The sequence below is a fragment of the Micromonospora sp. WMMD734 genome, assembly GCF_049178975.1.
Classification (GTDB): Bacteria; Actinomycetota; Actinomycetes; order Mycobacteriales; family Micromonosporaceae; genus Micromonospora; species Micromonospora wenchangensis.
Window position 1 is genome coordinate 2,385,548 of the sequence record NZ_JBMHMK010000001.1, and the last position, 17,439, is coordinate 2,402,986.

The following is a 17,439-nucleotide window of genomic DNA, read 5'->3' on the forward strand; positions in this document are numbered from 1 at the left end:
CAGGCCGCTGCGGGGCCGACGCGGCGGGCGGGGACGGGACTGCACCGCCCCGATGTTACGCGCCGACCCGATCATGCCCGGTGCGGCGAGCACGGCCCTGTCACACCGGTGTCCTAACCTTCGGGGCATGACGGCGGAACCGGTGATCGACCAGCAGCATCCTCCGGCGGCGCTGCCCGCCACGGTCCGGGCCTCGCTGTCGCCGTCACGGGCGGCCGACTTCAAGACCTGCCCGTTGCTCTACCGGTTCCGCAGCATCGACCGGCTGCCCGAGCGGCCCAGCGTCGAGCAGGCCCGGGGCACCCTGGTGCACGCGGTGCTGGAGCGGTTGTTCGACCTGCCGGCGGGCGGGCGCACCCCGCAGGCCGCCGGTGACCTGGTCGGCCCGCAGTGGGACCGGCTGGTCACCGAGCAGCCCGAGTTGGCCGGGTTGTTCGACCCGGGCGACGAGCCGGGCACCGCCGAGTTCCTCAGGTCGGCGGCGGCCCTGCTGGAGGGCTACTTCGCGGTGGAGGACCCGCGTCGGCTGGAGCCCGCCGAGCGGGAGAGCCTGATCTCCGCGGTGGTCGACGACGAGTTGCTCATCCGGGGTTACCTCGACCGGCTCGACGTGGCTCCCGACGGGGCACTGCGGGTGGTCGACTACAAGACCGGCGGTGCGCCGAGGGAGGCGTTCGAGGCGCGGGCGCTGTTCCAGTTGAAGTTCTACGCGCTGGTGCTGTGGCGCACCAGGGGCGTGGTGCCCCGGGTGCTGCGCCTGCTCTACCTCAAGGACGCCGAGGTCTGCGACTACTCCCCCGACGCCGACGAGCTGCTGCGGTTCGAGCGTACGGTGGTGGCGCTCTGGCAGGCCATCGAGCAGGCCACCGCGCGGCAGGATTTCCGTCCCCGGCCGAGCCGGCTCTGCGACTGGTGCAACCACCAGGCGCACTGCCCGACGTTCGGCGGCACCCCGCCGCCGTTCCCGCAGCGGGCCGGGGCGGCCGACCCGCTGCGCGACGCCCGGTCCCGACCGGCCACCCCGGGCGCCGACGAGTAGCGCCGGCACCCGCCCGGCGGAGGCGGGCTCCTCCGTGAGGAGGAGACGAGGTTCACCGTCGGCGACGACCGGACGCCCCGGCGGGCGGCTAGCGTCGCGGTATGACCGAGGGACCCGAGCGGTGGTGGGTACGCCGGCCGCTGGCCGGTGACGCCCTGTTCGCCGCCGCGCTGGTGCTGGTGGAGGTCGCCTTCGTCCTGCTCACCCCGCGCGAGTTCTGGCCCCGGCAGCTGCCGTCCGCGCTGGCCTGGAGCGTGCTGTGCGCGGCCCCGGTGGTGCTGCGCCGGATCGCCCCGTGGCCGGCGGTAGTGGCGGCGCTGGCCACCCTGGCGGTGCCGGCGGTACTCGGGCACGCGCCCACCACGCAGAGCCTGACGTTCCTGGTGCTGACGTACACGACGGCGGTGCACCGGACGGTGCTGCCGGCGGTGGTCGCCACGGTGCTGCTCTGGGTGCCGGTGGCCACCCTCAACGTGGTCACCCCGCTGGACACCGGGCTCGACGTCGGTCCGGCGTACCTGGTGCTCAACAACCTGCTCACCGCTCTGCTCGCCTACGCGGTGGGGCGGGCGGTGCGGGCCCGGCGCACCTCGCTGCGGGCGCTGCGGGAGCGGGCCCGGGCGGCCGAGGACAACCAGCGGGCGCTGGCCGAGCAGGCGGTGGCCGACGAGCGGCGACGGATCGCCCGGGAACTGCACGACGTGGTCGCCCACCACGTCAGCGTGATGGGGGTGCTGGCCACCGGGGCACGGCGGGTGCTGCACCGCGACCTGGCCGCCGCCGACGAGGCGATCACCACCATCGAGGACACCAGCCGGGTCACGCTGCGGGAGATGCGCCGGCTGCTGGACGTGCTGCGCACCGACACGGAGCCCGCCGCCGACCTCACCCCGCAGCCCGGCCTGGCCGGCATCACCGCGCTGGTGGAGCAGGTACGCGAGGCGGGGCTGCCGGTCGTCCTGGAGGTCACCGAGCCGGTGCCGACGGTCGACGAGGGAGTCTCACTGACGGTGTACCGGATCACCCAGGAGGCGTTGACCAACGCGCTCAAACATGCCGGGACGGCCACCGCGACCGTCCGGTTGGGCGTCGACGGCGGCGGCCTGACCGTGGAGATCATCGACACGGGGCGGGGACCGGAGCCGGGACCCGACCGGATCGGGCACGGTCTGGTCGGGATGCGGGAACGGGTGGCGCTCTACGGTGGAACCCTGCGGATCGGGCCTCGGCCCGGTGGCGGCTTCCGGGTGTACGCGAGAATTCCGGTGGAACCGGCCGGGACGGTCCCGGCGTGACGGGGGAACGGGGACAGCAGATGGGCCAGACGTACGGCAGCCCTGTGCCGTCCGCGCCGGACGGGCGGGCCGGACACCCGCCGGGGCGGCCGGTGCGGATCCTGCTCGCCGACGACCAGCCGTTGCTGCGCACCGGGTTCCGGATGGTGCTGGGCACCGAGGACGACCTGGACATCGTCGCCGAGGCCGGCGACGGGCAGGAGGCGGTGGAGTTGTCCCGCCGGCTGCTGCCCGACGTGGTGCTGATGGACATCCGGATGCCCCGGATGGACGGGGTGGCCGCGACCCGGGCGATCGTCGACGCCCGGTTGCCGGTGCGGGTGCTCATCCTCACCACCTTCGACCTCGACGAGTACGTGGTGGGGGCGTTGCGGGCCGGGGCGAGCGGCTTCCTGGCCAAGGACGTGCCGGCCGACGATCTGGTCACCGCCATCCGGACGGTGGCGGCCGGGGAGGCGGTGGTGGCGCCGCGCATCCTCAGGCGGCTGCTGGACCGGTTCGCCACCGTGCTGCCCGATCCGGCGGCGAGCCCACCGAAGGCGTTGGGCACGTTGACCGAGCGGGAACGGGAGGTGCTCGTCCAGGTGGCCCGGGGGTTGTCCAACGCGGAGATCGCCGCCGCGCTGTCGGTCAGCGAGACGACGATCAAGACGCACGTCGGACACGTGCTGACCAAGCTGCGGCTGCGCGACCGGGTGCAGGCGGTGGTGCTGGCGTACGAGTCGGGGCTGGTCCGCCCGAAGGCGTAGCCGGGCGGCGCCGGGTGCCCCTCGGGGCGTACCCAGGGTGAGGCCGGTGGGGGGACGGCAGCGTTGTCGCGCTCACCTACCGTGACGAAAGACGGCGTGACGCGGTTGACCGTGTCGTGGCGTCAGCGCCTGACGTCGGTGCCCGGGCTCCGCCGCAGGGTGGGACGGCGCGACCGGTCGCCGGCTCAGGGACAACCCTGAGCCGTTCTCCGGGCCGACCCGCAGCGGGAAATCCGCGCCGGGTCAGTCCGTGGTCGGACGGATCCGCGCCGACCGGCACCGAGGATGGGATCGACCCCACCGACCAGCGGGGGCGGTGGGGGCACACACAGCCAGACGGAAGAGGTAGATGACGTGACCGCGACGGTAGGCCGGCATGCGCAGGCCGCGGCCCGGGCGAACGACGTGTGGAAGGTGTACGGCACCGGCGAGGCGCAGGTCGCCGCGCTGCGGGGGGTCAGCGCCGAGTTCGAGCGGGGCAGGTTCACCGCGATCATGGGCCCGTCGGGGTCGGGCAAGTCGACGCTGATGCACTGCCTGGCCGGCTTGGACTCGGTGAGCAGGGGCACGGTGCAGATCGGCGACACCACGGTGACCGGGCTGGGTGACTCGGGGCTGACGAAGCTGCGCCGGGACAAGGTGGGCTTCATCTTCCAGCAGTTCAACCTGCTGCCGACGCTCACCGCGCAGGAGAACATCCTGCTGCCGATGTCGATCGCCGGTCGCAAGCCCGACCCGGCCTGGTACGACACGGTGATCGACACCGTCGGTCTGCGGGACCGGCTGGGGCACCGGCCGTCGCAGCTCTCCGGTGGCCAGCAGCAGCGGGTCGCCTGCGCGCGGGCGCTGGTCGCCCGACCCGAGGTGATCTTCGCCGACGAGCCGACCGGCAACCTGGACTCCCGTTCCGGTGCCGAGGTGCTCAACTTCCTGCGCAACTCGGTCCGCGAGCACGGGCAGACCATCGTGATGGTCACCCACGACCCGACCGCCGCCGCGTACGCCGACCGGGTGGTCTTCCTGGCCGACGGGCAGATCGTCTCCGAGCTGATCGAGCCGACCGCCGACACGGTGCTGGACACCATGAAGAAGCTGGACACCCCGGTCGAGGTGGCCGGCTGATGTTGCGGGCCACCCTCAAGAGTCTGCTGGCGCGCAAGGTGCGCCTGCTGCTGTCCGGCCTGGCCGTGGTGCTGGGCGTCATGTTCGTGTCGGGGGCGTTCGTGCTCACCGACACGCTGGGCCGCTCGTTCGACGCGGTCTTCGCCGACGCGTACGAGGGCATCGACGTCAACGTCGCCGGCAAGCCCAAGGTGGCGCTCAGCGAGATGCAGGGCGAGCAGGTGCCGGCGGCGACGGTACAGCGGATCGCCGGGGTGCCCGGGGTGGCCGAGGCCACCGGCGTGGTCACCACCGACGGGGCCCAGCTGATCGGCAGCAACGGCAAGGTGGTCACCTCGTTCGGGCCGCCGCAGCTCGGGTCGAACTGGCGGGGCGAGAGCGACCTGGTGACGCTGCGGGAGGGCCGGGAGCCCCGGGCGGACGACGAGATCGTCGTCAACGCGGCGCTGGCGCAGGCGGGCAAGGTGAAGGTCGGCGACCGGGTCGGGGTGCTGACCCCGCTGGTGCCGAAGGAGACCTTCACCCTGGTCGGGGTGTTCGGGTACAGCGGTGACCGGGACTCGATCGGCGGGGTCAACGAGATCGCCTTCACCACGCCTGTCGCGCAGCGGCTGCTGCTGGGCGAGCGGGACACCTTCACCAACGTCACGGTCCGGGCCGCGGCCGGGGTCGACGACGTCGCGTTGCGCGACGACGTGGCCCGTACGCTCGGCGACGGCTTCGAGGTCAAGACCGGCGCGCAGTTGTCGGCGGACGCCTCGGCGAGCCTGAAGGAGGGGTTGTCCTTCTTCAACAAGATCCTGCTCGGGTTCGCCGCCGTCGCGCTGCTGGTGGGCACGTTCCTCATCCTCAACACCTTCTCGATCATCGTGGCGCAGCGGACCCGGGAGCTGGCGCTGATGCGGGCGATCGGGGCCAGCGGCCGGCAGATCATCGGTTCGGTGGTGCTGGAGGCGGTGGCGATCGGCCTGATCGCCTCGGTGCTGGGGCTGGGCGCCGGCATCGGCATCGGTGCGCTGCTGGCGTACGTCTTCGGCAACCTGGCCGGCGGGTTGACGCTGGCCGGGATCGGCGTCCCGGCGTCGGCGGTGGTCGGCTCGTTCGCGGTCGGCCTGCTGATCACGGTGGTGGCGGCGTTGCTGCCGGCGCTGCGGGCGGCGCGTATCCCGCCGATCGCGGCGATGCAGGACGTGGCCAACCCGGACCGGCCGTTGACCCGGGTCACCGTGACCGGTGGGGTGATCACCGGGATCGGCGCGGTGCTGCTGTTCCTCGGGCTCAGCGGCAACGCCGGGGACAACACCCTGGCGGTCATCCTGGGTGGGGTGCTGTTCGCCTTCATCGGGGTGGCGCTGCTGACCCCGCTGATCAGCCGCCCGGTGGTGTCCCTGCTGGGGGCGATTTTCGCCTGGTCGGTGCCGGGCAAGCTGGGACGGTTGAACTCCGGCCGCAACCCGCGCCGGACGGCGATCACGGCGGCGGCGCTGATGGTCGGCATCGCCCTGGTGACCGGGGTGACGGTGATCCTGGACTCGGCGAAGGGCAGCATCGGCGCGCTGGCCCAGGACACCATCAAGGCCGAGCTGGTGATCTCGGGGGCGTCGACCGGTCCGCGCCCGGCGAGCTTCGACCCGGCGGTGCTGACGAAGGTCGCCGCGCTGCCCGGGGTGCAGCTGGCCGACGGCGAGTACGGCGACATGGGCATGGTCGACGGGAAGGTCACCTGGCTGGCCGCGTCCAGCGACGTGACCGCGTTGCAGCGGATCTTCGGGGCGAAGGCGACCGCCGGTGACATCAGCCGGCTCGGCCCGGACCAGATGCTGTTCAGCTCGGACGCCGCCCGTTCCCGCAACATCTCGGTCGGGTCGACGGTGACCGTGCAGGCCTCCCGGGGTGAGCCGCGCACCTACACGGTCAGCGGCATCTACGAGAGTTCCGAGCTGACCAGCCCGGTGCAGTTGCCGCCGCAGGCGGTGAAGGACTTCGCCATCCCCAAGCCCAACCAGGGCTTCATCCAGCTCGCCCCGGGCACCCGGGTGGCGGACGTGCAGCCGCAGGTGGAGGCGCTGCTGGCGGACAGCCCGGAGGTGTCGGTGGCCGACCGGGACGCGTTCATCGAGCAGCAGACCGGGTCGCTGGACAGCCTGCTCACGATGATCCAGATCCTGTTGGCGCTGGCCATCGTGATCGCGGTGCTCGGCATCGTGAACACCCTGGCCCTGTCGGTGCTGGAGCGGACCCGCGAGCTGGGCCTGCTGCGGGCGATCGGGCTGCGCAGGGCGCAGACCATGCGGATGATCACCGTGGAGGCGGTGGTGATCTCGGTCTTCGGGGCGCTGCTCGGGATCGTGGTGGGCGTCGGCCTCGGTGCCGCGGTGGTCCGGGCGCTCAAGGACGACGGCATCACCGACCTGATCCTGCCGTGGGGCCAGATGGGGCTGTTCCTGCTGCTGGCGGCCGTCATCGGCGTGGTGGCGGCGGTGCTGCCGGCGGTGCGGGCGGCCCGGATCAACGTGCTGGGCGCGATCGCGCACGACTGATCCTGTCCGCCGTGAGGGGGGTTCCGCCGGCCGGCGGGCCCCCCTCGTCATGTCAGACGGCTCAGCCGGGTGGCTCGCCGAGCAGCGCCGCCAGCAGCTCCAGGTCCGCCGAGGTGAGGCTCTCCACCTGGTGTACGCCGTCGGTAGGCGGCACCGGCACCTCCGCCGGGACGGCCAACACCGCCGCACCGGCGGCGAGCGCGCTGGCCACCCCGGTCGGCGAGTCCTCGATCGCCACACACCGGTCGATCGGCACGTCGAGCAGCCGGGCGGCGGTCAGGTAGGGCTCGGGGTGCGGTTTGGTCGAGTCCACCTCGTCGCCGCAGACCACGGCGTCGAAGCTGTCCCGGCCGAGGGTGTCCAGGGCGACCTCGACCAGGGGCCGGCCGCTGGAGGTGACCAGCGCGGTGGGGATGCCGGCGGCGCGGACCGCCCGCAGCAGGGTCAACGCGCCCGGCCGCCAGCGCAGCCCGGTGCGGAACAGTTCCAGGATGCGCGCGTTGATCCAGTCGGCGCTGGCCTGCGGGTCCCGCTCGGGTTGGCCGAGGTCGTCATGGAGGATGCGCATCGACGCGGCCATCGCGGTGCCGATCATCGCCCGCCGGGCCGGGCCGCTGAGCGTCCCCCCGTAGACGGTGGCCAACTCGTGCAGGGCGACGTCCCAGAGCTTCTCGCTGTCGACCAGGGTGCCGTCCATGTCGAAGAGCACGGCGGCGGGGTGTGGGCTGCTCAGCGGAATCCTCCTGGCGCTCGCGGGTGGTCTCCGGGCGATCCTGCCAGGCGGGCCAGGACCGTCCGTCGCCGTACCGGCCGGACGTGACCTGCTCCTCAGCGCAGGTTGCAGGCGTCCAGGGAGCGCTCGTAGCCGCGGAAGAACCAGTCGGTGCGCTGTTCGGCGGTGCCGTGCGAGCCCTCGGCGAACCACGGCTGGTCGGGGTCGTCGCCGACGGCGAGCAGCCCCTCACGGAACTCGTCGAGGTCACCGGCATCGAGCCGCAGGGTGCCGTCGCGTACGGAGTCGCCGAGGTAGGCCCCGGCCATGCAGTCGGCCTGCAACTCCTGCTGGATGGTGAAGTTGGCGCGCAGGCCGAGGCGGACCTGGATGCCGTGGGCATACTCGTGGCCCAGCAGGTAGAACACGAACGCGTCGCCGACCTGCCGGAACGCCGACACCGACCAGTTGACGTCGTAGGCGATGAAGTCGCCCTGGGAGCAGTAGACCGCGTTGTTGCGGGGCAGCGCCTGCCCGGCGCAGGAGATCTCGCCCTCACGCTGGTAGGGCACGATCCGGCTGATCGGGCGGAACTGCTCGCCGGAGGTCCGGAACTGGGCGGCCCAGTAGCGTTCGGCGATGGTGACGGCGTCGGCGATGTCGCTCTTGAACTCGGCCACGCTGGTGGTGCCGTCGGCGCGGGTGGTCTCCGCCTCGGGCGAGGAGGGGGCCGCCGCCGGGCGCGACGACTGCCGGGGGGCCGGCTCCCGGGGTTCCTGCGGCGCGTTCTCCCCCACCCCGCCGGCCGCGCAACCGACCGCCACCACCAGTGCCGTCAACGCGGCGAGCAGTGGTCCGTGCGAGCGGCGTCGCGAGCCTGCCGTCACCGTGTGCCTCCCAGGCGTGCCGGTCCTGCGATCGGTGGTACCCCGACCGTGGAACGATCATGCCCGGCCGGCGTCCCGTTGACCATGGGTGAGCCAGGTCGGCCCCGCCGGACGGTCAGTGGTGCTCCTGGCCCCGATGGATCGTGTCGTTCTGGGCGAAGTGGCGTTCCGCCTCGTACCGGTGCTGTCTGGCCTGGGCGTCCCGCCCGGCGGTGCGGTCCTCGGCCCCGACGGTGCGGGCCCGGTCGCGCCAGGCGACCCAGCCGACCGTGCCGATCATCACCAGGGCCGCCGCCCCGAGCACGAGCCACATCGTCGTCATGAGGCCACGGTAGGTGACCGTCGCCACCCGCCCGGTCGGCGACTAGCCTCGCAGCCGGTGTCCGGATCGGCCCGGCGGCTCCGACGTCCCGGGTGTCCGGCCGCACCCGGCGGCCGAGAGGAGAGCCCGTGAAATACATGATCATGTTGTACGGCTCGCAGCGCGACTACGACGCCATGGCCGGCCGCCCCGGGGCCCAGCCGCCGATGACGCCGGAGCAGGTCGCCGCGATGCACGAGCACATGGCGGCGGTGCACCAGGAACTGGCCGAATCCGGTGAGCTGGTCGACGGGCAGGGGTTGACCGCGCCGGTGCACGCCCGCCGGGTGCGGCTGCGACAGGGCACGCCGGTGGTCACCGACGGGCCGTACCCGGAGACGCAGGAGGTGCTCGCCGGGTTCACCATCGTCGACTGCGAAAGCTTCGACCGGGCCACCCAGATCGCCGCCCGGTTCGTCGACCCGGACGCCGAGGGCGGGTACGTCGACGTACGGCCGGTCGCCGACGGCATCGACGACCTGGACGGCTGACCCTCACGCGATGGGACCGTCCACCGTCGAGGACCTGTTGCGCGTGCTCGCGCCGCAGGTCCTCGGCGCGGTCGTCCGCCGGTACGGCCACTTCGACGCCGCCGAGGACGCCGTCCAGGAGGCGCTGCTGGCCGCCGCGACCCGCTGGCCGGTCGAGGGGCTGCCGGAGCAGCCCCGAGGCTGGCTGGTCACGGTGGCCGCCCGGCGGCTGACCGACCTGCTCCGCGCCGAACAGGCCCGGCGACGGCGGGAGGACGACGTCGGCCGGGCGCAGCCGTGGTCCGCCCCGGCGGCCGACCACCGGGAGCCGGGCGACGACAGCCTGGTGCTGCTGTTCCTGTGCTGTCATCCGGCGCTGCCGCCGGCCGCCCAGATCGCATTGACCCTGCGCGCCGTCGGCGGGTTGGGCACCGCCGAGGTGGCGCGGGCGTTCCTGGTGCCCGAGGCGACCATGACCCGGCGGATCACCCGCGCCAAGCAGCGCATCCGGGACAGCGGGCTGCCGTTCGCGCTGCCCGGACCCGACGAGCGCGCAGCCCGGCTCGACGCCGTCCGGCAGGTGCTCTACCTGATCTTCAACGAGGGGTACGTCGGCACCACCGGCCCGCGCCTGTGCCGGGTGGACCTGTCCGCCGAGGCGATCCGGCTGACCCGGCTGCTGCACCGGTTGCTGCCCGACGATCCGGAGGTGACCGGGCTGCTGGCGTTGATGCTGCTCACCGACGCCCGGGGGCCGGCCCGGGTCGGCCCGGACGGTGAGCTGGTGCCGATGGCGCAGCAGGACCGCCGCCGCTGGCGGGCCGACCAGATCGCCGAGGGGGTGGCCCTGGTCAGCGCGGTGCTGCCGCGCGGCGACATCGGGCCCTACCAGCTCCAGGCGGCGATCGCGGCGGTGCACGACGAGGCAGCCAGCGCCGCAGCGACCGACTGGGCGCAGATCGAGGCCCTGTACGGGGTGCTGCTGGGGATGTCGGACAACCCGGTGGTGGCGCTCAACCACGCGGTGGCGGTGGCGATGGCCCGGGGTCCCGCCGCCGGGCTGCGGCTGCTCGACGCGCTGGCCGACGACCCCCGCGTCGGCGACGACCCCCGGCGGCACGCCGCCCGCGCCCACCTGCTGGAACGCTGCGGCAGGACCGCCGAGGCCCGGACCGCGTACGCGCACGCGGCCCGACGGTCGACGAACCTCGCCCGCCAGCGCTACCTGTACGGCCGGCTGGCGCGGCTGACCGATGCCGGGGACGGTGAGCACGGCAACGGATGACCGTCGGCGGGCGACGCTGCGATGGTGGGTGGGTCGCCTGGCCGGGCCCGTCACCGTCTTCGAACCTGGAGTGCTCGATGGACCATCAGCGCGATCTGCTGGGCGCCGCGACGAAACTGCGCGCCGAGATGGTGGACCGGCTGGGGGACCTGGTCGCGGCCGAGTCCGCCCCGGGCGACCTGCCCCACCTGGAGTCCTGCGCCGACCTGCTCGCCAGCTGGGGCGAGCAGGTGCTCGGCCGGCCCGCCGAACGGGTCGTCGTGGACGGGCTGCCGCACCTGCTGTGGCCGGCGGCCCGGCAACGGGTGCTGCTGCTCGGCCACTTCGACACGGTCTTCCCCATCGGCACCGTCAGGTCCCGGCCGTTCACCGTACGCGGGGACGTCGCCACCGGTCCCGGGGTGTGCGACATGAAGGCCGGGATCGTGCAGATGTTCACCGCGTTGGGCCTGCTGGCGGACACCTCCACGGTCGGCGTGCTGCTCACCTGCGACGAGGAGACCGGCTCCGGCACGTCCCGGCCGCTGATCGAGCGGGAGGCGCTGCGCTCGGACGCGGTGCTGGTCTGCGAGGCGGCCACCCCGCAGGGGGAGGTGAAGGTGGCCCGCAAGGGGGGCTCGGTGTACCGGGTCATCGTGCAGGGCCGGGCCGCCCATGCCGGGGTGGAACCCCAGCGGGGGGTGAACGCCACCGTCGAGGTGGCCCACCAGATCCTCACGCTGCGCGCCCTCGGCGCGGGGCACAGCGGCGGCACGTCGGTCACCCCGACGCTGCTGGCGGCGGGCACCACCACCAACACGGTGCCGGAGCTGGCCAGTCTGGCGGTCGACGTCCGGGCGTGGACCAGTGCCGAACTCGAACGCATCGACCGGGCCATCCACGAGCTGGTGCCGTTCCTGCCCGAGGCGACGGTGGCGGTGGAGGGCCGCATCGGCCGTCATCCGATGCCGGCGGAGCTGGCCCGGCCGCTGTTGGAGACCGCCCGGTCGGTCGCCGACCGGCTCGGCCTGCCGGCCCTGACCGGGGCGCACGTGGCGGGCGCGTCCGACGGCAACTTCACTGCCGCGCTGGGGGTGCCGACCCTGGACGGGTTGGGCGCGGTGGGTGGTGGGGCGCACGCCCGCGACGAGTACGTCCGCCTCGACCGGATGCCGGAGCGTACCGCCCTGCTGGCCGGTCTGGTCGACCAACTGTCCACGAAGGATAACTCCTGAGCGCGGTCCGGCCGGTGGGCCCGTAGGCTACCCCCTGTCGGCGAGCGACCGACGGGCAGGGGTCGAACGCGCGCATGAGCACGGCACAGCGGTCAGGGTCGTCCATTCCCCGGCTCGGCGTCGAGGAGGAGTTCCTCGTCGTCGACGCCGAGCGGGGCGAGGTGACGCCGCAGGCCGCCACGGTGGTCGACCGGGCCCGGGCGGAGCTCGGCGGCCGGGTGGGTGGCGAGATCACCGAGTTGCAGATCGAAACCCGTACCGAGCCCTGCCACGCGGTGGCGGAGCTGCACGCGCAACTCGTCGGGGCGCGTGGCGCGTTGCAGGCGGCGGCGGGTCGGGACGGGCTGCGGGTGGTCGCCACCGGTTCTCCGGTGCTCGGCCCGGCGGTGCCGCCGCCGATCACCCAGGGGCCACGGCAGGACCGGGGCAACGCCACCTACCGGGGGTTGCACGACGACCTGGCGATCTGCGCGGTGCACGTGCACGTGGAGCAGCCGGACCGCGACCGGGCGGTGCTGGTCGGCAACCACCTCCGTCCGCACCTGCCGGTGCTGCTGGCGCTCACCGCCAACTCGCCCTACTGGCGCGAACGCGACACCGGCTACGCGAGCTGGCGCAGCCTGACCTGGCAGCGCTGGCCGGTGGCCGGGCCACCGCCCTTCCTGACCTCGGCCCGGCAGTACGACGCACACATCGACCTGCTGCTCGACGCGGGCGCGATGGTCGACTCGGGGACGATCTTCTGGGACCTGCGGCTGTCGGCCCGCCATCCCACCCTTGAGGTGCGGGTGGCCGACATGCCGATCACCGCCGCCGAGTCCGCCGGGTTCGCGGCGCTGGTCCGGGCCCTGGCGATGGTCGCCGCGACGGCCGTCGAGCGGGGCGACGAGGGGCCCCGCACCGACCCGGATCTGATGCGGCTGGCGTACTGGCGGGCGGCACGCGACGGGATGTGCGGCCACGGCGTCGAGGTCGGCACCGGCCGGCTGCTGCCCGCCGGGGTGCTCGCCGCGCAACTGGTCGAGCTGGCCCGGCCGGCGTTGGAGGAGACCGGCGACGGCCCCCGGGTGCAACGGTGGCTGGCCGGGCTGGCGGTCGACGGCGACGGCGCGGCCCGGCAGCGGGCGGCGGCGGCCACCAGGGGCCGGCTCACCGACGTGGTCGCCGCGCTGGTCGCCGCGACCGCCGCGGACGGGCCCGGCGGGCAAGACAGCACACTGGCGTAACGACGAACCGGCCCGCCTCGGAAATGCTGGGAGCAGCCGGCCCGCGCGGTCCCCGCGTCCACTGTGGAGTGGGACACGACCGGGTCCGGCCGCGGCTCTGCCAGGGAGGCGACAGATGGCCGACACGGTCCAGCTACCCACCGTTCCGATCCGACTCGAACGCCGTCCGGCAGCGGACATGGTCCGCGCGGCGGAGGCGTTCGCCGAACAGATGGCCCGCCGCCGGTCGGTGCGCGACTTCGCTCCCGACCCGATACCCGAGGGGGTGATCGAGGCGGCGATCAGGGCCGCCTCGACCGCCCCCAGCGGGGCCAACGTGCAGCCGTGGCGGTTCGTCGTACTGACCGATCCGGCCCGCAAGCGCCGGCTGCGCGCGGCGGCCGAGGCCGAGGAACGCGACTTCTACCAGCGGCGCGCGCCGCAGGAGTGGCTGGGTGCGATCGCCGCGCTCGGCACCGACTGGGAGAAGCCGTTCCTGGAGACCGCACCCGCCGTCATCGTCGTGTTCGAGGTGCACCAGGGGCCGCACAGCCCCAAGCCGTACTACGTCAAGGAGTCCGTGGGCATCGCGGTCGGCCTGCTGATCACCGCGCTGCACCAGGTCGGTCTGGCCACCCTGACGCACACACCCAGCCCGATGCGGTTCCTCAACGAGGTGTGCGGACGCCCGCCGGAGGAACGACCGAACCTGGTGCTGCCGGTCGGGTACCCCGCGCCGGATGCGCGGGTGCCCGACCTGGCCCGCAAACCGCTTGACGAGATCATGATCCGTCAGTGAGGTCCCGGCTGAGGAAGCGCACCAGTGGCTCCACGTGCCGGTCCGGCCGCCGCCACTCGGCCAGCAGATCCTCCAGCAGGTGCTGCTCGGCCACCAGTTCGCCGTGGCGGTACCGCCGGATCACCGGGTGGATGAAGGCGCTCTCCCGGGCCCGGTCCGGGGTCGGGTGCCGCTCGATGGCGAACACGTCGCCGTAGTCGTCGCGGCCCCAGCGCAGGGCCAGGGTGTAGCAGTGCGGGGAGTCGGCGAACCGCTGCACGGCGTAGTCCTCCGGCAGGTCCTCGTGGTGCCGGAAGTCGCCCGTGGCGTCGTCGCGGACGAAGACGTCGCAGAGGTACTCGAACTGGGTCCACAGCGCCGAACTCCAGTTGACCCGGTCCAGCATCACCTTGGTCAGCGAGGCCGGCTCGCCCGACACGGTGCCCACGGGCAGCGGCACGTCGTCGTACCGCTCCCGCAGCAGCCGGGTGAAGGTACGCAGGTTGTACCGGAACCCGTCGATGAACGGCGACGAGGCGTGCTTCACGTCCCGCGCCTGGGCGATGGTGCCGGCGAAGTACAGGTCGTCGACGTTGCTCGACTGCCAGTCGGGACGCAGGCCCGGCATCCGGCCGTCCCGCACCATGTCCGGGACGCAGGAGGCGTCGAACAGGGAGGTGTCCATCCGGAATCCGGTGCAGCGCAGCACCTCGTGGTAGTCGAGTTCGGCGGTCTCGCCCTGCGCGTGGGTGTAGGTGATCGAGACCCGGAACCTGCCGTCGACAGGCCGGATCTCGTCGATGGTGCAGTCGAGCACCGAGTGCAGCGTCTTGAACTGGTAGCTGTCGAGGATCGCGCCGTACTGGCCCCGGACGTCGCCCGGGTGCTTGGTGTTCCAGGCCAGCCGCAGCGGCTGCCGGCTGGCCAGGTGCACCATCGACGCCTTGCCCAGGATCGACGAGGCGGTCTCGAACGCCGAGTTGCCCTTGCCGATGATCAGGACCCGCTTGCCGGCGTACCGGTCGGGGTCGACGTCCATCTCCTCGTAACCGGTGGCGTGCTCGATGCCCTTGATGTCCGGCACGAACGGCCGCCCCCAGCCGGTCGCCACGATCAGGCACCGCGCCCGTACGACACCCCGGTCGGTACGGACGGTGAACCCGTCGTCGTCGCGGGAGATCTGCTCGACGGTGGTGCCGTAGCGGACCCGGAGCTGGTGTACCCGCTGGAACTCGGCGAGGTACCGCACCAGGTCGTCGGCGGCCGGCAGGTACTCCTGGCTGAAGTTCGGGAACAGCAGTTCCGGATCGTCGTTGAGCAGCGAGTTCCAGTCCCACCGCAGTCGGATCTCGGGGTCGCTGCTGTCGGTGTGCACCTTGTTCAACGAGATCAGGCGGCGGTGGCGCGGGAACCGCCGGAAGAAGCCCCCCGGCTCGGCGCCACGTTCGAGCGTCAGGTAGTCGGCGCCCTGCTGCTGAAGGTAGTAACTCAGTTGCAGGCCGGCGGGCCCGGCTCCGACGATGACGTACGTGTGCGTGGTGTCGACCATCAGGTGAACCCTTCGGTGCGGAGGCGGTTGCTCCGACGATGAGGTGGACCACGAGATGTGTCAATGGTCGACGGCCGGGCGAACCGCAGCCGGACCCGCCGGGGGCGACGCGGAACCGGCCCGGCTACGACGCGATGGTGAACGCGGCCACCACGCCGTTGTGGTCGGAGTTGGTGCCGCTGACGATGCTGTAGTCGGTCATCCACATCTCGCGGTACTCCTCCAGCCGCTTCCAGAAGTAGATGTAGTCGATGTGCCGGTTGCCGTGCGTCCCGTTGGCCTTCTCGCCGTACAGGTTGTAGCAGGACCGCAGGTTCGGCAGCTCGTTGGCCTCGAAGACCTGCCAGGGGAACTTCTGGTACCCGTAGGCCCGGTCGGCGCTGAAGTCGACGTTCAGGTCGCCGCTGACGATGACCTGGCCGGAGTCCTTCTTGGCCGCCGCCAGGTCCTTCAGGGCCTGGAACTGCTGCTCGGCGCAGGCGGTGCGGGGCAGGTCCTCGGGCCGGCCGTTGTTCTCGATGCTGGCGTTGGCGTGCGCGTTGATGTGGTACACGCTGCGCCCGGTCGCCTTGTGCCGGTAACGGACCCAGTTGTTGTAGCGGGCCGGCGGCACCTCGCCCGGCCCGTTGGTGTCGCACACGAAGTTGGACCCCTTGTCGAGCACCTCGAACATGCTCTTGCGGGCCAACAGCGCCTCGTTGGCCGCCTGCGTCGGTTCGGGCGCGTACAGCCACCAGCCGTTGTCCGCGGCCCAGTCCTTCAGGTACGCCTTGCGGTTGCCGACCTCGTTGAGCCCGACCAGGTCCGCCTTGGCGGTGATCAGTTCCAGGTCGTGGACGAAGTCGGCCTGGTTCAGCTCGTTGAGGATGTTCAGGGTCGCCGCCTGGAAGGTGGAGTTCGCGGCGGCGGGAGTGGCCGGCACCAGGCTCACCAGCAGCACCGCCACGCCGACGAGGGCTCCTGCACCGCGCGCCGACCATCGTTCTCCGCGTGCCATGGCTGTCCTCTCCGGAGCGCTGACGACCGGCGCGACACGATCCGGCCATGAAGAAAGGTTACTTTGCCAACTGTGGCACGGTAGCTTAGTTTCAGCCTCCGGACAACGCACACACATTGTCCGCAGTGAATTGCCGATCCAGCCGGCGGAGCGACCCGGACACCCGCGACGCCCCCTCCGCCGCCGTCACGCCAGGGAGAGCCATGCACCTACGAAGGACCTGGCGGCCGGCGTTGGTCGCCGTCGTGGTGACGGTCGTCGCCGGCACCGCCGCCGCGCCCGCCACCGCCGCCACCCCGCAACCGGTGTACGCCCCCACGGGCGGGATCGCCGACCCCGGCGTGGTGCGGCACGGTGACAGCTTCGTCGTGTTCGCCACGGGTGGACGTGCCCCGGCCTACCGGGGTGAGACCGCGTCCGGGCCGTGGAGCAGCCTCGGCACGACACTCGGGTCGGTGCCGGACTGGGCCGACAACGGCACGGTGTGGGCCCCCGAGGCGGTTCACACCGCCACCGGTTGGGTGCTCTACTACTCGGTGCCGGCCAAGGGTAGGAACGGGCAGCGGTGCATCGGTGCGGCCACGTCCGACGTCGTCGGTGGGCCGTACACGCCGGTCGGCACCGCGCCGCTGATCTGCCCGGGCGGCGCGCACGGGGCCGACGACGCGGTGCCGGGGCGGCCGGTGGCCGCCGCCGGGGTGATCGACCCGTCCCCGTTCGAGGACGCCGACGGCCGACGGTTCGTGCTCTACAAGACGCAGCAGACGCCGTCGTCGATCCGGATGCTGCGGCTCGACGACACCGGCACCCGCTGGGTCGGCAACGCCAGCGGTGAACTGCTCCGCAACGACGGCATCATCGAGAACCCGGTGCTGCGGCAGCGGGGATCCACCTTCGTGCTGTTCGCCTCCCGGTACGGGTACGACAACTGCAGCTACGCCACCGTCTACCTGACCTCCACCGACCGCTGGGACTTCCACGGCCGGACCGAGCACCCGCTGCTCACCACGTCCGGCACCGGAATCTGCGGCCCGGGTGGCGCGGACCTCGTCCCCGCCCTGGTCGACGACGAGCAGCGGTTGTTCCTGCACGGGTGGGTCTGTGCCGGCACCACCCCGTGCCGGCAGCAGGCCGACGGTTCGCTGCCGGCCGACGCCCGCCGGGCGTTGTACGCGGCGATCTTCCGGTGGGACGGCGCGACCCCCCGGGTCGGCGCGTTCCTCTGACCCGGCCGGC

Annotated in this window: 16 protein-coding genes; 11 read left to right on the forward strand and 5 right to left on the reverse strand. The window is 72.8% G+C overall.

Annotated features, from left to right (window positions below; genetic code table 11):
• Positions 1-127 precede the first annotated feature (127 nt).
• The 5 genes from ACN267_RS10035 to ACN267_RS10055 all read left to right on the forward strand — a co-directional run bounded on the left by ACN267_RS10035 (position 128) and on the right by ACN267_RS10055 (position 6,745).
• Positions 128-1,039: a RecB family exonuclease gene (locus ACN267_RS10035; protein WP_204960162.1), complete on the forward strand. Its 912-nt coding sequence runs from the start codon at positions 128-130 to the stop codon at positions 1,037-1,039.
• Positions 1,040-1,140: 101 nt separating this feature from the next.
• The gene (locus ACN267_RS10040; protein ID WP_421488493.1) at positions 1,141-2,334 is read left to right on the forward strand and encodes a sensor histidine kinase; all 1,194 of its coding nucleotides are present in this window, start codon (positions 1,141-1,143) and stop codon (positions 2,332-2,334) included.
• A 20-nt stretch (positions 2,335-2,354) separates the two neighbouring features.
• Positions 2,355-3,083 (forward strand): response regulator, encoded by a 729-nt coding sequence (locus ACN267_RS10045; protein WP_255554013.1) that lies wholly within the window; start codon positions 2,355-2,357, stop codon positions 3,081-3,083.
• Between the two features lie 354 nt (positions 3,084-3,437).
• A complete protein-coding gene (locus tag ACN267_RS10050) occupies positions 3,438-4,205 on the forward strand; it encodes an ABC transporter ATP-binding protein (protein WP_088646672.1) in 768 nt (255 codons plus the stop codon).
• Positions 4,205-6,745 carry an ABC transporter permease gene (locus ACN267_RS10055; RefSeq protein ID WP_421488494.1) on the forward strand — a complete coding sequence of 847 codons (2,541 nt, stop codon included), beginning with the start codon at positions 4,205-4,207 and terminating at the stop codon, positions 6,743-6,745. The genes ACN267_RS10050 and ACN267_RS10055 overlap by 1 nt, the downstream gene beginning before the upstream one ends.
• A gap of 61 nt (positions 6,746-6,806) precedes the next feature.
• Here the strand turns inward: ACN267_RS10055 and ACN267_RS10060 are convergent, their stop codons facing one another.
• The 3 genes from ACN267_RS10060 to ACN267_RS10070 all read right to left on the reverse strand — a co-directional run bounded on the left by ACN267_RS10060 (position 6,807) and on the right by ACN267_RS10070 (position 8,666).
• Positions 6,807-7,454, reverse strand: coding sequence for an HAD family hydrolase (locus ACN267_RS10060; protein ID WP_204960165.1), 648 nt, complete (start codon positions 7,452-7,454; stop codon positions 6,807-6,809).
• Between the two features lie 119 nt (positions 7,455-7,573).
• The gene (locus ACN267_RS10065) at positions 7,574-8,344 is read right to left on the reverse strand and encodes a neutral zinc metallopeptidase (RefSeq protein WP_204960166.1); all 771 of its coding nucleotides are present in this window, start codon (positions 8,342-8,344) and stop codon (positions 7,574-7,576) included.
• A gap of 115 nt (positions 8,345-8,459) precedes the next feature.
• On the reverse strand, positions 8,460-8,666 hold the full coding sequence (locus ACN267_RS10070; protein ID WP_421488495.1) for a hypothetical protein: 207 nt from the start codon (positions 8,664-8,666) through the stop codon (positions 8,460-8,462).
• 137 nt (positions 8,667-8,803) lie between these two features.
• Between ACN267_RS10070 and ACN267_RS10075 the strand changes: the two genes are divergently transcribed.
• The 5 genes from ACN267_RS10075 to ACN267_RS10095 all read left to right on the forward strand — a co-directional run bounded on the left by ACN267_RS10075 (position 8,804) and on the right by ACN267_RS10095 (position 13,678).
• The gene (locus ACN267_RS10075; protein WP_421490407.1) at positions 8,804-9,196 is read left to right on the forward strand and encodes a YciI family protein; all 393 of its coding nucleotides are present in this window, start codon (positions 8,804-8,806) and stop codon (positions 9,194-9,196) included.
• A gap of 10 nt (positions 9,197-9,206) precedes the next feature.
• Complete coding sequence (locus ACN267_RS10080) at positions 9,207-10,460, forward strand: RNA polymerase sigma factor (protein WP_204960169.1); 1,254 nt, start codon at positions 9,207-9,209, stop codon at positions 10,458-10,460.
• A 77-nt stretch (positions 10,461-10,537) separates the two neighbouring features.
• A complete protein-coding gene (locus ACN267_RS10085; protein WP_421488496.1) occupies positions 10,538-11,674 on the forward strand; it encodes a M20 family metallopeptidase in 1,137 nt (378 codons plus the stop codon).
• 74 nt (positions 11,675-11,748) lie between these two features.
• Positions 11,749-12,900, forward strand: coding sequence for a carboxylate-amine ligase (locus tag ACN267_RS10090; protein WP_421488497.1), 1,152 nt, complete (start codon positions 11,749-11,751; stop codon positions 12,898-12,900).
• A 178-nt stretch (positions 12,901-13,078) separates the two neighbouring features.
• Complete coding sequence (locus tag ACN267_RS10095) at positions 13,079-13,678, forward strand: nitroreductase family protein (RefSeq protein WP_239485903.1); 600 nt, start codon at positions 13,079-13,081, stop codon at positions 13,676-13,678.
• Here the strand turns inward: ACN267_RS10095 and ACN267_RS10100 are convergent.
• Complete coding sequence (locus tag ACN267_RS10100; RefSeq protein WP_204960173.1) at positions 13,662-15,206, reverse strand: NAD(P)-binding domain-containing protein; 1,545 nt, start codon at positions 15,204-15,206, stop codon at positions 13,662-13,664. The two genes, ACN267_RS10095 and ACN267_RS10100, sit on opposite strands and share 17 nt — an antisense overlap.
• 124 nt (positions 15,207-15,330) lie before the next feature.
• Positions 15,331-16,152 (reverse strand): endonuclease/exonuclease/phosphatase family protein, encoded by an 822-nt coding sequence (locus ACN267_RS10105; RefSeq protein ID WP_281897956.1) that lies wholly within the window; start codon positions 16,150-16,152, stop codon positions 15,331-15,333.
• Positions 16,153-16,406: 254 nt separating this feature from the next.
• Here ACN267_RS10105 and ACN267_RS10110 point away from each other — a divergent pair, with 254 nt between their 5' ends.
• Positions 16,407-17,429 carry a glycoside hydrolase family 43 protein gene (locus ACN267_RS10110; RefSeq protein ID WP_204960175.1) on the forward strand — a complete coding sequence of 341 codons (1,023 nt, stop codon included), beginning with the start codon at positions 16,407-16,409 and terminating at the stop codon, positions 17,427-17,429.
• The last annotated feature ends 10 nt before the right edge of the window (positions 17,430-17,439 follow it).

What these genes read in the sequence shown, in the direction of transcription:
- ACN267_RS10035 (WP_204960162.1), top strand. Translation starts at nt 128, where the DNA reads ATGACGGCGGAACCGGTGATCGACCAGCAGCATCCTCCGGCGGCGCTG.
- ACN267_RS10055 (WP_421488494.1), top strand. Translation starts at nt 4,205, where the DNA reads ATGTTGCGGGCCACCCTCAAGAGTCTGCTGGCGCGCAAGGTGCGCCTG.
- ACN267_RS10095 (WP_239485903.1), top strand. Translation starts at nt 13,079, where the DNA reads ATGGTCCGCGCGGCGGAGGCGTTCGCCGAACAGATGGCCCGCCGCCGG.
- ACN267_RS10090 (WP_421488497.1), top strand. Translation starts at nt 11,749, where the DNA reads ATGAGCACGGCACAGCGGTCAGGGTCGTCCATTCCCCGGCTCGGCGTC.
- ACN267_RS10085 (WP_421488496.1), top strand. Translation starts at nt 10,538, where the DNA reads ATGGACCATCAGCGCGATCTGCTGGGCGCCGCGACGAAACTGCGCGCC.
- ACN267_RS10040 (WP_421488493.1), top strand. Translation starts at nt 1,141, where the DNA reads ATGACCGAGGGACCCGAGCGGTGGTGGGTACGCCGGCCGCTGGCCGGT.
- ACN267_RS10070 (WP_421488495.1), bottom strand. Translation starts at nt 8,666, where the DNA reads ATGACGACGATGTGGCTCGTGCTCGGGGCGGCGGCCCTGGTGATGATC.
- ACN267_RS10075 (WP_421490407.1), top strand. Translation starts at nt 8,804, where the DNA reads ATGATCATGTTGTACGGCTCGCAGCGCGACTACGACGCCATGGCCGGC.
- ACN267_RS10100 (WP_204960173.1), bottom strand. Translation starts at nt 15,206, where the DNA reads ATGGTCGACACCACGCACACGTACGTCATCGTCGGAGCCGGGCCCGCC.
- ACN267_RS10110 (WP_204960175.1), top strand. Translation starts at nt 16,407, where the DNA reads ATGCACCTACGAAGGACCTGGCGGCCGGCGTTGGTCGCCGTCGTGGTG.
- ACN267_RS10080 (WP_204960169.1), top strand. Translation starts at nt 9,207, where the DNA reads ATGGGACCGTCCACCGTCGAGGACCTGTTGCGCGTGCTCGCGCCGCAG.
- ACN267_RS10045 (WP_255554013.1), top strand. Translation starts at nt 2,355, where the DNA reads ATGGGCCAGACGTACGGCAGCCCTGTGCCGTCCGCGCCGGACGGGCGG.